General features: G+C 62.6%; 14 protein-coding genes. 4 read left to right on the top strand and 10 right to left on the bottom strand.

All coding sequences use genetic code 11. The features are described 5' to 3' along the window. Nucleotides 1-69: 69 nt before the first annotated feature. Genes IFT98_RS09795 through glcD form a run of 5 tightly spaced genes read right to left on the bottom strand, consistent with a single transcriptional unit; the run spans nucleotide 70 to nucleotide 6,541 of the window. A complete protein-coding gene (locus IFT98_RS09795; protein WP_192048312.1) occupies nucleotides 70-2,250 on the bottom strand; it encodes a malate synthase G in 2,181 nt (726 codons plus the stop codon). Between the two features lie 30 nt (nucleotides 2,251-2,280). Continuing rightward, entirely contained in the window at nucleotides 2,281-2,682 is a 402-nt protein-coding gene (locus IFT98_RS09790) for a heme-binding protein (RefSeq protein ID WP_122714292.1), read from the bottom strand. 59 nt (nucleotides 2,683-2,741) lie between these two features. Next, the gene (gene glcF, locus IFT98_RS09785) at nucleotides 2,742-3,962 is read right to left on the bottom strand and encodes a glycolate oxidase subunit GlcF (protein WP_192048310.1); all 1,221 of its coding nucleotides are present in this window, start codon (nucleotides 3,960-3,962) and stop codon (nucleotides 2,742-2,744) included. 18 nt (nucleotides 3,963-3,980) lie between these two features. Then, nucleotides 3,981-5,042 carry a glycolate oxidase subunit GlcE gene (gene glcE, locus IFT98_RS09780; protein WP_192048308.1) on the bottom strand — a complete coding sequence of 354 codons (1,062 nt, stop codon included), beginning with the start codon at nucleotides 5,040-5,042 and terminating at the stop codon, nucleotides 3,981-3,983. Continuing rightward, complete coding sequence (gene glcD / locus IFT98_RS09775) at nucleotides 5,042-6,541, bottom strand: glycolate oxidase subunit GlcD (protein WP_192048306.1); 1,500 nt, start codon at nucleotides 6,539-6,541, stop codon at nucleotides 5,042-5,044. The genes glcE and glcD overlap by 1 nt, the downstream gene beginning before the upstream one ends. A gap of 199 nt (nucleotides 6,542-6,740) precedes the next feature. Between glcD and glcC the strand changes: the two genes are divergently transcribed. Next, on the top strand, nucleotides 6,741-7,493 hold the full coding sequence (gene glcC, locus IFT98_RS09770) for a transcriptional regulator GlcC (RefSeq protein WP_192048303.1): 753 nt from the start codon (nucleotides 6,741-6,743) through the stop codon (nucleotides 7,491-7,493). 9 nt (nucleotides 7,494-7,502) lie between these two features. Here glcC and IFT98_RS09765 read toward each other — a convergent pair whose 3' ends face one another. The 3 genes from IFT98_RS09765 to IFT98_RS09755 form a co-directional block, all read right to left on the bottom strand. Then, nucleotides 7,503-8,363 carry a DUF6279 family lipoprotein gene (locus IFT98_RS09765; protein ID WP_192048854.1) on the bottom strand — a complete coding sequence of 287 codons (861 nt, stop codon included), beginning with the start codon at nucleotides 8,361-8,363 and terminating at the stop codon, nucleotides 7,503-7,505. A gap of 67 nt (nucleotides 8,364-8,430) precedes the next feature. After that, on the bottom strand, nucleotides 8,431-9,150 hold the full coding sequence (locus IFT98_RS09760; protein WP_122795208.1) for a TorF family putative porin: 720 nt from the start codon (nucleotides 9,148-9,150) through the stop codon (nucleotides 8,431-8,433). 161 nt (nucleotides 9,151-9,311) lie between these two features. After that, nucleotides 9,312-9,500, bottom strand: a complete 189-nt coding sequence (locus IFT98_RS09755) for a hypothetical protein (protein WP_177327984.1) — start codon at nucleotides 9,498-9,500, stop codon at nucleotides 9,312-9,314. Nucleotides 9,501-9,715: 215 nt separating this feature from the next. On the opposite strand from IFT98_RS09755, the gene IFT98_RS09750 reads away from it, so the two are divergent. Next, nucleotides 9,716-10,552, top strand: a complete 837-nt coding sequence (locus IFT98_RS09750; RefSeq protein ID WP_192048301.1) for a CvfB family protein — start codon at nucleotides 9,716-9,718, stop codon at nucleotides 10,550-10,552. A 21-nt stretch (nucleotides 10,553-10,573) separates the two neighbouring features. Here the strand turns inward: IFT98_RS09750 and IFT98_RS09745 are convergent, their stop codons facing one another. Next, the gene (locus tag IFT98_RS09745) at nucleotides 10,574-10,954 is read right to left on the bottom strand and encodes a hypothetical protein (protein ID WP_192048299.1); all 381 of its coding nucleotides are present in this window, start codon (nucleotides 10,952-10,954) and stop codon (nucleotides 10,574-10,576) included. Nucleotides 10,955-11,171: 217 nt separating this feature from the next. On the opposite strand from IFT98_RS09745, the gene IFT98_RS09740 reads away from it, so the two are divergent. Both IFT98_RS09740 and IFT98_RS09735 read left to right on the top strand, forming a co-directional pair. Continuing rightward, entirely contained in the window at nucleotides 11,172-11,363 is a 192-nt protein-coding gene (locus tag IFT98_RS09740) for a CsbD family protein (protein WP_122474959.1), read from the top strand. Nucleotides 11,364-11,584: 221 nt separating this feature from the next. Beyond that, nucleotides 11,585-12,559 (top strand): YihY/virulence factor BrkB family protein, encoded by a 975-nt coding sequence (locus IFT98_RS09735; protein ID WP_192048297.1) that lies wholly within the window; start codon nucleotides 11,585-11,587, stop codon nucleotides 12,557-12,559. Between the two features lie 7 nt (nucleotides 12,560-12,566). Here the strand turns inward: IFT98_RS09735 and IFT98_RS09730 are convergent, their stop codons facing one another. Further along, nucleotides 12,567-12,983: a GNAT family N-acetyltransferase gene (locus IFT98_RS09730; RefSeq protein WP_342214148.1), complete on the bottom strand. Its 417-nt coding sequence runs from the start codon at nucleotides 12,981-12,983 to the stop codon at nucleotides 12,567-12,569. Nucleotides 12,984-13,020 lie beyond the last annotated feature (37 nt).

Raw genomic sequence — 13,020 nt, 5'->3', positions numbered from 1 at the left:
ACAGCAAGCGGGAAACCGCCGCAGCAGTGCCGGGACAGGTCGGCGACAACCTTCCCATCCCGGCCGATGTCACGCCTGGGCGTTCTTGAATGCCAGGCGGAACCGGTGCAGCAACGGCTCGGTGTAGCCACTGGGCTGCTCGCAGCCCTGGAACACCAGCGCACTGGCGGCAGTGAACGCCACCGATGCCTGGAAATCCGCCGCCATGGGCCGGTACGACGGATCACCGGCATTCTGCTGGTCGACCACCTTGGCCATGCGCTCCAGGGTTTCGACGATCTGCTCGCGGCTGACCACGCCGTGCAGCAGCCAGTTGGCCAGGTGCTGGCTGGAAATACGCAGGGTTGCGCGGTCTTCCATCAGCCCGACGTCGTGGATGTCCGGCACCTTGGAGCAACCGATGCCCTGTTCGACCCAACGCACCACATAGCCCAGCAAGCCTTGGGCATTGTTGTCCAGTTCCTGACGGATCTCGTCGGCGCTCCATTGCGCATTGGCCACCACCGGGATGGTCAGCAGGTTGTCCAGCAGAGCGTCGTGCTCGCCTGCTGCGTCGATCTGTTCCAGGGTCTGCTGCACCTCGCTGACGTTCACCTGGTGATAGTGCAGGGCGTGCAACGTGGCCGCAGTGGGCGAGGGCACCCACGCGGTGTTCGCACCGGCCTTGGGGTGGCCGATCTTCTGCACCAGCATGTCGGCCATCAGGTCGGGCATCGCCCACATGCCCTTGCCGATCTGCGCCTTGCCGCGCAAGCCGCACGCCAGCCCGGTGAGCATGTTGTTACGCTCGTACGCGGCAATCCAGGCACTGCCCTTCATGTCACCCTTGCGCATCATCGGCCCGGCCTGCATGGCGCTGTGGATCTCGTCGCCGGTGCGGTCGAGGAAGCCGGTGTTGATGAACGCCACGCGGGTCGATGCTGCGCCAATGCAGGCTTTGAGGTTCACCGAGGTGCGGCGCTCCTCGTCCATGATGCCGATCTTCAGGGTATTGCGCGAAAGCTCGAGCAGGTCTTCGATGGCGGCGAACAGCTTGTCCGCGAAGGCCACCTCGGCCGGGCCGTGCATCTTCGGCTTGACGATGTAAAGGCTGCCGGTGCGCGAGTTGCCCTTGCGCTCCAGGTCGTAGCGTCCGATCAGGCTGGTGACCACGCCGTCCAGAATGCCCTCGGGGATCTCGCGGCCTTCATCGTCGAGGATCGCCGGATTGGTCATCAAGTGCCCGACGTTGCGGATCAACAGCAGCGAACGGCCGTGCAGGGTCAACCCGCCGCCGGCCGGCGTGTGGTACTGACGGTCCGGATTGAGCCGGCGGGTGATGCGCTGGCCGCCTTTCTCCAATTGCTCGGTCAGATCGCCGCGCATCAGGCCCAGCCAGTTGCGGTAGATCGCCACCTTGTCGCTGGCGTCCACCGCCGCCACCGAGTCTTCGCAGTCGATGATGGTCGACAGGGCCGCTTCGAGCAGCAGGTCCTTCACACCCGCCGCGTCGGTACGGCCGATCGGCGAGGTCGCGTCGATCTGGATCTCGATGTGCAGGCCATGGTGCTTGAGCAGCACGGCAACCGGTTGCTGCGCATCGCCTTGATAGCCGACGAACTGAGCTGGATCGGCCAAGGCGCTGACGCTGCCGTCGGTCAGACTCACCTGCAACTGGCCACCCTCGATCCGGTAGCCGTTGGCATCGCGGTGCGATCCGTTGGCCAGCGGGGTGCTCTGGTCGAGCAGGGCGCGGGCGAAGGCAATCACGCGGTCGCCGCGAACCTGGTTGTAGCCTTGGCCCTTGGTCGCGCCGTCGCTTTCGGGAATCGCGTCGGTGCCATACAGCGCGTCGTACAGCGAGCCCCAACGAGCGTTCGCCGCGTTCAGGGCATAGCGGGCATTGGTCGACGGCACCACCAGTTGCGGGCCGGCCACCCGGGCGATCTCGTCATCGACATCGCAGGTGCTGATTTCTACGCGGTCGGGCTGTGGCAGCAGGTAGCCGATGGACTGCAGGAAGCTGCGGTAGGCAGCCGGGTCCTGGATCGGTCCGGGGTGGGCACGGTGCCAGTTGTCCAGTTCGGTCTGCAAACGGTCGCGTTCGGCCAGCAACACGCGGTTCTGCGGTGCGAATTCATGGACCAGAGCGTCGAAGCCGGTCCAGAACGCTTCGGACTCCAGCCCGCTGCCAGGCAGTACTTCGTTCTCGATGAAATCGTACAGGGTGGCGTCGACCTGCAGACGCTGGGCTCTCATGCGGTGCTTCATTGCAGTCTCCTCGAATACGGGGGCGGGAATTCAGACCAGGGCAGCGGCGCCGGCCTTGGCGACCTGCGCGTCCTCACCGGGCTTGACTCCGGACACGCCGACCGCACCGATGACCTGGCCTTCGTGGATCAGCGGCACGGCACCTTCCAGGCACGTCATGAGGTTACCCGACAGGAACGCGGTACGTCCGTTGTTGACCATCTCTTCGAACACCACCGATTCCTTGCGCCCCAGGGCCGAGGTACGCGCCTTGCCCGGTGCGATGTAGGCGGTGCTGGCGGCGGCGCCGTCCAGGCGTTCGAACGCCAGCAGATGACCGCCGTCGTCGACCACGGCAATGCCCACCGCCCAGTTGTTCTTCTGCGCCTCGGCGCGTGCTGCGGCGAGGATGCGGGTAACGTCTTCGTGGCCAAGAATCGCTTTGCTTTGCATGGGCTTCTCCAGTTCTATTGTCGAGAGGTTCAAAGTGCAGTGCATTCAAAAATACAGGGTCAATCGGCCATGGCCTGTTCGACCAGTTCGATCCAGTGCCGTACCGGGGTGCGCGCGGCCCCATCCAAGTGGTTCTGGCAACCGATGTTGGCGGTGGCGATCACCTGGGGGGCGCCGCTTTCCAGGGCATTGAGGCGATTGTCGCGCAATTGCCGCGACAACACCGGCTGAGTCACCGAGTAGGTACCGGCGGAACCGCAGCACAGGTGGCCGTCCGGTACGTCGGTCAAATGAAAGCCCAACCGGCGCAACAGGTGTTCGGTCACGCCGCCCAGCTTCTGCGCATGCTGCAAGGTACACGGGCAGTGAAAGGCCAGGCGCAGGTCGGTATGAACAGCCAATTGTTCCACCGGCTCGTCGCGCAACACCTCGACCAGATCCTTGGCCAGGCGGCTGACGGTTCGAGCCTTGTCGGCGTAGGTCGGATCTTGTTCCAGCAGGTGTCCATAGTCCTTGATGAACGCACCACAGCCGCTGGCGGTCTGCACGATGGCTTCGGCGCCCGCTTCGATTGCAGGCCACCAGGCGTCGATATTGTGTCGGGCGCGCTGCAGGCCACGGGCCTGATCGTCCAGGTGGTAATCCACCGCGCCGCAGCAACCGGCCTGGCGAACCGCCGCAACGGTGATTCCCAAACGGTCCAGGACGCGCGCGGCGGCGGCATTGGTGTTGGGCGACAGCCCGGGCTGCACGCAGCCTTCGAGCATCAAGACGCGACGGGCGTGCTGCGTCGCGGGCCGCGACACGGCAGCATGCACCTGACGCGGCAGCTTGTCCTTGAGACGTTGCGGCAACAGTGGACGAAAGGTCTGGCCCAGTTGGATCAGCGCCTTGAAAGCGCTCGGGTGCGGGGCCAGCGCGCGCAGACCGCCGCGCAGCCAGCGTTGCTCGACCGGCCGCGGCACCGCCTGGTCCACCACTGCACGGCCGATGTCCAGCAGGTTGTGGTAGTCCACTCCCGAAGGGCAGGTGGTCTCGCAGTTGCGGCAGCTCAGGCAGCGATCGAGGTGCTGCTGCGTGTGCGCCGTCACCTCGTGGCCTTCGAGCACCTGCTTGATCAGGTAGATGCGCCCGCGCGGGCCGTCCAGTTCGTCGCCCAGCAGTTGATAGGTGGGGCAGGTGGCATTGCAGAAGCCGCAGTGCACGCAGCTGCGCAGAATACGCTCGGCTTCCTCGGCGCGCGGCAGCAGGCGGGCCTGATCACTCAATTGGGTCTGCATGGGTTCACGGCTCCTGGTTCACAGCTGCGCGTAGAGGCGGCCGGGGTTGAAGATGCCCTGTGGGTCCAACTGCGTCTTGAGCTGGCGGTGGTAGCGCAGCAGCAGCTCGGGCAGGGGTTGAAACGGCTCGGGGGTAACGCCTGTGGTGTAGCAGGTGGCGTGCCCGCCGACTGCCTCGACCACCTGGCGAATCGACGCGGCGCTGGCGGTCGATTTCAGCCAGCGCTGGGCACCGCCCCAGTCGATCAATTGTTCGCCCGGTAGCTGCAAGGCGGCGGTGTTGTTGGGCAGCGACAACCGCCAGAGTGCTTCAGGCTGCGCGAAGAAGGGCAGCCGATGCTCGTTCAGGTCATCCCAGAACGCGGAGTCGATGGGCTCGCCGCCGATGCGCTCGTGGGCGGCGGCCACCGAGCCTTCGCCGCCCTCCAGGCGCAGATAGAGAACGCCATCGCTGTGGCAGGCGGCACTGATCGGCATCGGCTGCTGGCCCCATTCGGCGAGCTTGAGCAAGGCGCGCTCGGCGTCGCAGGTCAACTTGATGCTGAAGCAGGCGCGTGGCTTGGGCAGTACCTTGAGCGACACCTCGGTCAGCACGCCCAGCGTGCCGAAGCTGCCGGTCAGCAACCGGGACAGGTCGTAGCCAGCGACGTTCTTCATCACCTCGCCGCCAAAGCGCAGGTGCTTGCCCAGCCCGGTGATGACCCGCGTGCCCAGTACGTAGTCGCGAGCGGAACCGGCCCAGGGGCGACGCGGCCCCGACAATCCGGCCGCAACCGTGCCGCCCAGGGTGGCTTGCTCGCCATAGGCCGGTGGCTCGAAAGGCAACATCTGCCCGGCCTGCTCGACGGCGGCGCGCAGGGTCTGCAAGGGCGTGCCGGCCCGCGCGGTGATCACCAGCTCCGTAGGGTCGTAACTGACAATGCCGCAGTGTGCCCGCGTATCGAGGCGCTCGCCGGCACTGATGCGTCCCAGGAATACCTTGCTGTTGCCGCCCTGAATGCACAGCGGACGGTCGTCGGCCAGCGCCTGCCGAACCTGATCCAGCAGTTGCTCGCTGGCGTCGAAATCGCGGTCGGCCATCAGAAGCGCTCCAGTTCAGGGAATGGCAGTTGCCCATGGTGGATATGCATGGCGCCAAACTCGGCACAGCGCTGCAGGGTCGGAATGTTCTTGCCGGGATTGAGCAGGCGATCGGGGTCGAACGCGGCCTTTACCGCATGGAACAGGGTCAGCTCGTCGCTGTTGAACTGGGCGCACATCTGATTGATCTTTTCCCGGCCGACACCGTGTTCGCCGGTGATGCTGCCGCCCACCGCCACGCACAGCTCCAGGATCTGCCCGCCGAGTGCTTCGGCGCGTTCGAGCTCACCGGCCTGGTTGGCATCGAACAGAATCAACGGGTGCATGTTGCCGTCCCCGGCATGAAACACATTGGCCACGCGCAGGCTGTATTGCTCGGACAGTTCGGCGATGCCCTTGAGCACGCCCGGCAGGGCGCGACGCGGAATGGTGCCGTCCATGCAGTAGTAGTCGGGCGAGAGTCGGCCCACGGCAGGAAACGCATTCTTGCGCCCGGCCCAGAAACGCAGGCGTTCGGCCTCGTCGCGGGCCTGGCGGACCTCGGTCGCGCCGGCCTCCGTCAGCACCTGGTAGACGCGCTGGCAGTCGTCGTGCACATCGGCTTCCACGCCATCGAGCTCGCACAGCAGGATCGCTTCGGCGTCCACCGGATAGCCGGCATGGATGAAGTCTTCGGCAGCGCGAATGGCCAGGTTGTCCATCATTTCCAGGCCACCGGGAATGATCCCCGCAGCGATGATGTCGGCCACGGCCGCCCCGGCCTTTTCCACCGAGTCGAAGCTGGCCAGCAGCACCTTGGCCACCTGCGGCTTGGGCAGCAGCTTGACGGTCACCTCGGTGATGATGCCGAGCATGCCTTCGGAACCGGTGAACAGCGCCAGCAGATCGAAACCGGGCGAGTCGAGGGCATCGCTGCCCAGGGTCAGGCGCTCACCCTCGATGGTCAGCATCTGCACCTTGAGCAGGTTGTGCACGGTCAAACCGTACTTGAGGCAGTGCACGCCGCCGGCGTTTTCCGCAACGTTGCCGCCGATCGAGCAGGCGATCTGTGACGAGGGGTCAGGGGCGTAATACAAGCCGAACGGCGCTGCCGCCTGGGAGATCGCCAGATTGCGCACGCCGGGCTGCACACGCGCCCAGCGTCCGGCGGGGTCGATCTCGAGAATCTGCTTGAAGCGCGCCATCACCAGCAAAACACCCTGCTCGAGTGGCAGGGCACCCCCCGACAGTCCGGTACCTGCCCCGCGTGCGACGACGGGTACCTTTTGCGCATGGCACAACCTGAGCAGAGCCTCGACCTGCTCGACACGCTCGGGCAACACCACCAGCAGCGGTACGGTGCGATAGGCACTGAGTCCGTCGCATTCGTAGGGGCGCAGGTCTTCGGCGCGATGCAGTACGGCAAGGTCGGGGATGCGGGATTGCAATGCCTGCACCAGCGCGGCCTTGTCGACCTTGGGCAGGACGCCGTCGATGCGTTCGTCGTAGAGGATGTTCATGGGCGCAGGCCACCGGCTTGTCGTTCTTATGCGCTCAACAGTGGTCGCAAACACCAGGCCTGTCTATGGTCCGAACCACTGGTAGGACCAGTTCTTTTGGTCGGGGGGGCTTCTATCGAAGCCTCTACTGGCTTATTTTCGGGTGGTGGTCGAATGTTTGACGACAGTCTCGGGCGATGGTCCTACCAGCAGGCATGGCATGCACAACAAACCTCAAGTCGCCGATGTAGTGTGCGAGCGCATCGAGCGGCTCATCGTCGATGGCGTTCTCAAGACCGGACAACCGCTGCCCTCGGAACGGCGACTGGTGGAAAAACTCGGTGTGTCGCGCAACGCGCTGCGCGAGGGCCTCAAGCTGTTGCGCGCCCGGGGCATCATCGCCACCGAGCAGGGCCGCGGCTCGTTCGTGGCGTCATTGTCTCCCGCCAACGACGCCACACCCTTGATGCACCTGTTCAGTTCCCAGCCGCGCACGCTCTACGACCTGTTCGAAGTGCGTTCACTGCTCGAAGGCGAGTCGGCACGGCTGGCCGCACTGCGCGGTACCCAGGCTGATTTCGTCTTGATCGAGCGCAGCTATCAGGCATTGCTGGCCGCCCATGACCAAACGCTGGACGCCACCCGCCATGCACACCTGGACCATGCCTTCCACCTGGCGATCTGCGACGCCTCGCACAATCCGGTGCTGGTACAGACCCTGCGCTCGTTGACTGACCTGCTGCTCAACTCGGTGTTTGCCTGCGTGAACAACCTGTACCACCGCCAGCCGCAGAAACAACAGATCGACAAGCAGCATGCCAGGCTCTACGCCGCAGTGATCAATCGCCAGCCCGAACAGGCACGCAAGGCGGCCGTTGCCCATATCGAAAGCATCTGCGCCAACCTGCGGGAAATCGAAGGCGAAGAGCAGCGTCTGGTGCGTGCCACCCTGCGTCTGGAAGGCTGGGCCTGAAGCCCCGGATCAGGCGTTCTTCAAGCACTTGAGGTTGGCGAAGTCTTCACGCAGTTCACCCAGCTTGCGCTCGATGCGCACACGTTGCTCAGGTGTACTGTCGGCCGCCAGCCCTGTCATCAGGTCGATGGCTGCCTGCTCGGTGCGTGCATAGGCCAGCTTGTATTGCGGGGTCCACACCGCTTCGCGCTGTTGCAGCAATTGCGCGATCCGCGCGGGGAACTCGGCCGACTGGCGTTGCTGCAAGGCAGCCATGAACTGTGCCTGCCAGTGCTCGCGGTTGTCGATCCATTCACGATTCTGTTCGCCCAGGCTTTGAGACCAGCCCTGCACACGCTGCTGTTGCGTGTCGGTAAGCTTGCCGAACCAGGGTGTCAGGCGCTTGCTCATGCGCTTGGCACGTTCGTCGATCTGCGCCTGCAGTGGCGGCTCCACGTATTCCTTGCGACGTTTGACCAGATCCTCGTTGAGCGTCTGCTGCAGGGCCCGCACCTGGTTGTCGTCCAGCCCCTGCAGCAACTCGACCGCCGAGGGTGTGACCTGCACGGCGATGGCGGAGATCGCCTGCTTGGCTTCGGCGGTGCGTTCCCGCAGCGCTGGCGCCGTCACCTGCTGCTCGGCGACCATTTGCTGGATTTTGTCCAGCCACTGCAGGTTGTCTGCCAGTTGCGTGGTGCAGTGCCAGCGCAGGTGTTCCTTGAGGCGTTCGTCGAACCAGCTTTTCTGTTCGCGGTTCATGTCCAGGTAGTCGTTCATCGACCAGGGAATGATCACGTCCAGATTGCGATAGGCCAGGTCCACTCGCGTGCAGCCACTGAACACCAGGCACAGGCCCACGAGCAGCACGCAATGCGACAAGCGACGAAACAGAGGATTCATGGCAGCGGTCCGTGCGATGGCGTTGTTGTGGTTATAGAGCCATGCCGGTGCGTGCGGTTCAGAAAAACGCGTGCTGGGCCTTGAGCATGAACATGCTGTCACACTGGCCGTTCTGGCCTGAATAGGCCGCACAATTGGCACCACTGAGGTCCGAGCCACTGTAGATGAAATCCAGGTCGAAGCTACCGATCGGCCGTGACATCTGCAGCGACCAGTCGTTGAATGCGCGCACTTCCTGCCCCTCGCCGATGGTGAAAGGGGTGGTGAGCTGATGGTTGCTGACCTTCATGGTAAAGCCCACATCCAGCAAGGGCAGGCCGCCCAGGTCAGCGAACAGCGTGCTGTTCTGGCCGTCGGGCGTGTTGTTGAACGCTGCGCCGAAGCGCCGGTCCAGCACGCGCAGGCCGGCGTAGAACGCATGAGTCGACGGCGCATCCAGCTCCGGGTAGCTGTACTGGATCACGCCCACTTCATAGCCCAGCGAATTGTCGAACGGGTGCTTGTAGCCCATATAGGAATCCACCTCCAGATTGCTGGAGGAGGCGAGGCCCATGTTGGGCGACCATTGGCCGAAATACAGCCCACTGTCGTGAGTCAGGTCCAGCCCGCCGTGGAAGGAACTGCCGGTGCTCGGCTGCACCAGGCCCACGGCCATGCTGCGCGACGGTGTGGTGCCGAGCTTGAGGTTGAAATCGCCGATGTCACGTTGAATGACCTGGGCGCACAGGGAAGGGGGGACCACGAGTCCGGCTATCAATAACCAGCTGGGTCTGAACATACCTACCTCCAGTAAGCCTGGACGGCCCGATCTAGAAGGGTGCAAGCATACCGCTCATGGGCGGCGCGACGCTGCCATTCGTCGATTCAAGGGGGATGAGGGTGATGCGGGGAGTAACACGACGCTGAAGTTTTGCCCGGCGCGATGGCCGGGCCGCAAACTTACTTCTTGCCCAGGCTGATGTGCTTGGACGGGGTGAAGGTCTGGCCGCTCACGCCCTTGGCAATCTGCTGGATCTCGCCACCGGACTTGAGAAACGCGGCAATCTGCTCGTTGATCGACTCGCTGGTTTCTACGGCTGGAGCGGGTTTGACTTTGCTGTTGGATGCTTTAACGCGCATGGCTGCCATTAACCTGTCAAAAATTAATATGGCCAGGCATTGTACACGATTTATCCTCTCCCGGCTGGGCTATATGGACCAGCGGTGACGCTGTGACCCCCGGCAATCAAGGTTCTCACCTGCAAGGTTCTGGCGTTCCAATACCTGTCGCGCAAGGCGCCTTGCGCAGCCAACCGCAAGGTTCTCGGGTAGAATGCCGAGCCAGGTGACGAGGAATATTCGAAATGGCTTTAGTCGGGCGCTACAACGCATTGCAAGTGGTAAAACATACAGACTTCGGGCTGTATCTGGATGGCGGCGCAGACGGCGAGATCCTCCTGCCCAATCGCTACATCCCCAAGGATACTCCCAGCGAAGACGAAGACTGGCTGAACGTTTTCGTGTATCTGGACAGCGAAGACAAACTGCTGGCCACCACTGAAAAGCCCAAGGTCCAGGTGGGTGAGTTCGCCAGCCTCAAGGTCGTCGAAATCAACAGCATTGGCGTCTTCCTCGACTGGGGGCTGCCCAAGGATCTGCTGCTGCCGTTCTCCGAAGAAAAACGCCAGATGAAAGCGGGCGAGTATTGCGTGGTGCACGTGTACCTCGACAAACGCACGCGCCGCATCACGGCCACTGCGCGCCTGGATCGCTACCTGGACAAATCGCCGCCTGCCTATCAGGTGGGTCAGGAAGTCGATCTGCTGGTGGTCGAAGAAACCGACATGGGCTTCAAGGCCATCATCAACAACGCCCACTGGGGCCTGATCCACAAGAACGAAGTGTTCAAGTTCCTGCGTTCCGGCAAGCAGGAGAAGGGCTACATCAAGGAGCTGCGCAGCGACGGCAAGATCGCCTTGAGCCTGCAGCCGATCGGCGCCCAGTTGGCCAACAGCCTTAATGCGCGGATCCTCGACAAGCTGCGCGCCAACCAGGGCACCCTCGCGGTCAGCGACAAGAGCGATCCGCAGGTGATCAGCGACTTGTTCGGTGTCAGCAAGGGCAACTTCAAGAAAGCCATCGGCGCGCTGTACAAGGACGGTCAGATCGTCATCCACGCCGACCGTATCGAACTGGTCTGAGGCCCGTCACGCAGGCCGGTATCAGGCCTGCAGGAACGGCGCGAAGCCGACGCCGCTGCCGGTGGGGCGCACATCCCTGAGGAACGAGTCCTTGTCGGCGCTCAGCTCGAGGCTGACCGTCGACTTGCGTTTGCCGGCGTTGCGCACCACCAGTCCTTCCATGTGCTCACGCAAGAACGCCGTGGTCACTTTCAGGTGCAGCAGCTGATCACTGGAAGGGGTATGCAGCAGCAGGTGAATCCATTCGTACTGGCCGATCTGCAGGCGTGCCACAGGGATGTCGAACCACCAGATGTTGCGTTTGGCGTCCAGCACGGTGAAATGGCAGTTGTTGACGCCGAGCACCGCGCCACCCAGTTCCTTGTTGCGACGGGCGATGGCTTGGGGTTTGTCGAGTTTCATGAAAATTCCTACAGATATGACGCTTCGGCGCATTGGCCGAACCCGACCGGCATTCTGCGGGCAAATCAGCCGAACATAAAGCGTCGGCAGACCGCACGTGCCTGCCGCGCGACCACGGCGTCTTTTGCCGCGCAAAATAATTTGAAACTCTGGATGGCCGGTGCCGGTCAATTCCTGTGTCGAGACAAGACATTCCTACATGACCAGGAGACATACCATGAGCGGCACTTCAGACAAGATCAAAGGCATGGCCAACGAAGCGGTCGGCAACGTCAAGCAAGGCGTGGGCAAAGTCACCGGTAACGAAGAACTGCAGGTCAAAGGTGCAGTGCAAGAGAAGAAAGGCGAAGCCCAGCAAGTCGAAGGCGAAGTCAAAAACACTGTGAAAGACGCTGTAAAAAAACCCTGAGGCAGCGTGTTTCCTGCCTGAGTGAAGTTCGCCAACGGTCATCAAACGATGGCCGTTGTGCTATTGGGCGGACACGGACGTACATACTCTGATTGTCGTTTTTCCTGCAGCTTTACGGTAGAAAGCGTGCCGCTATAGGCCTGCCGCGACTGCCTGACTCAGCTGGGTTGCGCATCCACCCAGGCAGTGTATTCGAAAGTCGAGTGGCGCAAGGAGACGCTATGTTATTTCCCCACATGAACAACCTGCCTTTCATGAAGGTCATGGTTCGCACGGTCAAGGAATTCGTCGACGACGAAATGCCTACCTATGCTTCGGCATTGGCCTACCAGATGTTGTTCTCGCTATTCCCCTTTCTGCTTTTCCTGATCGCCCTGATCGGTTTTCTGCATCTGCCGGATTTCTTCTCGTGGATGCGTCTGCAGTCCGAGTTGGTGCTGCCGCCACAGGCGCTGGAACAGGTCAATCCTGTGATCGACCAGTTGCAGCAATCCAAAGGGGGTTTGCTCTCCATTGGTATCGTAGTCGCCCTGTGGACCGCCTCGGCAGGCGTGCGCTTGACCATGAGCGCAATGAACGCCGCCTATGATGTGGTCGAAGAGCGTCCGGCCTGGAAGCGCATTCCCTTGTCGATCCTGTACACCATCGGCCTTGCCGGCATGCTGTTGTGCGTAGCGGCCTTGATGGTCACCGGTCCCCAGGTCATGCAGTGGCTGGCCGGGCAGATCGGCATGGAAGATTTCATCGTCACCCTGTGGACCATCCTGCGCTGGCCGCTGATCGTCATCCTGTTGATGATCGCCGTCGCGGTGATCTACTACGTCATGCCTGACGTGAAGCAGGAATTTCGCTTCATCACGCCCGGTTCGATGCTCGCCGTGGTGGTCTGGATCGTCGCATCGCTGGGCTTTGCCTACTACGTGAAGACGTTCGCCGACTACAACGCGATGTACGGCAGCATCGGCGCGATCATCGTGTTACTGCTGTATTTCTATATCTCGTCTGCCGTGTTGTTGCTGGGCGCCGAGATGAATGCAGTGATCGAACACATGTCGGCCGAGGGCAAGGACAAGGGTGCCAAGGATCCGGAGGAGGACGTGCCAGCAGTGGACCGCACCGAGCCCGAGCCAACCGGTGAAAAAGACCTGCGCAACGATCACACGCCTTCGCCGCTGAACGTCCGCCCGCAGCCTTGAACCCGGTTTATCGAGCGTCTTTGACAGCCAACCGTACCAGGGCCAGCAAGTCTTTGCTGGCCCTGTAGCGTTCCAGGCGCTGGGCGAGTTCGGCAGGCAGCGTGGCTGCATCGTCGAACCCTGCGCGTGCATAGAACTCGCGCAGCTCAGGTTCGCAGAACAGCCACATTGGACCACCCGTAGTGCCCTGCGCGTCATCGAGTAAATTCCGCCCCAAACCCTGGTTTCGCTGATCGGGTGCCACATAAAGGCCGGTCAACCAATGACCTTTGGCCATGGGTACGAGGTTGCACCCTGCAACGATTTCGCCGTCGCGTGCCACCCACCAGCGCGCATTGCCCGCAGTGCGCATGCGACTGCCGTGGGACTTGTAGAACTTGTCCAGCAGCGGTCGCGCACAGGGCGGCAGTTCGATGAATTCCACGTAAATGTATCCTGTTATTGCCAAAGCGCCGGGTTTG

Source organism: Pseudomonas sp. CFBP 8770, assembly GCF_014841705.1.
GTDB lineage: Bacteria > Pseudomonadota > Gammaproteobacteria > Pseudomonadales > Pseudomonadaceae > Aquipseudomonas.
This window is presented reverse-complemented; position numbering and strand designations above follow the sequence as displayed.

Bases quoted from the DNA above. Each gene is read 5' to 3' on its own strand.
- IFT98_RS09790 (WP_122714292.1), bottom strand. From the start codon at position 2,682: ATGCAAAGCAAAGCGATTCTTGGCCACGAAGACGTTACCCGCATCCTC.
- IFT98_RS09755 (WP_177327984.1), bottom strand. From the start codon at position 9,500: ATGGCAGCCATGCGCGTTAAAGCATCCAACAGCAAAGTCAAACCCGCT.
- IFT98_RS09750 (WP_192048301.1), top strand. From the start codon at position 9,716: ATGGCTTTAGTCGGGCGCTACAACGCATTGCAAGTGGTAAAACATACA.
- IFT98_RS09795 (WP_192048312.1), bottom strand. From the start codon at position 2,250: ATGAAGCACCGCATGAGAGCCCAGCGTCTGCAGGTCGACGCCACCCTG.
- IFT98_RS09735 (WP_192048297.1), top strand. From the start codon at position 11,585: ATGTTATTTCCCCACATGAACAACCTGCCTTTCATGAAGGTCATGGTT.
- glcE (WP_192048308.1), bottom strand. From the start codon at position 5,042: ATGGCCGACCGCGATTTCGACGCCAGCGAGCAACTGCTGGATCAGGTT.
- IFT98_RS09745 (WP_192048299.1), bottom strand. From the start codon at position 10,954: ATGAAACTCGACAAACCCCAAGCCATCGCCCGTCGCAACAAGGAACTG.
- glcD (WP_192048306.1), bottom strand. From the start codon at position 6,541: ATGAACATCCTCTACGACGAACGCATCGACGGCGTCCTGCCCAAGGTC.
- glcF (WP_192048310.1), bottom strand. From the start codon at position 3,962: ATGCAGACCCAATTGAGTGATCAGGCCCGCCTGCTGCCGCGCGCCGAG.
- IFT98_RS09740 (WP_122474959.1), top strand. From the start codon at position 11,172: ATGAGCGGCACTTCAGACAAGATCAAAGGCATGGCCAACGAAGCGGTC.
- IFT98_RS09760 (WP_122795208.1), bottom strand. From the start codon at position 9,150: ATGTTCAGACCCAGCTGGTTATTGATAGCCGGACTCGTGGTCCCCCCT.
- glcC (WP_192048303.1), top strand. From the start codon at position 6,741: ATGCACAACAAACCTCAAGTCGCCGATGTAGTGTGCGAGCGCATCGAG.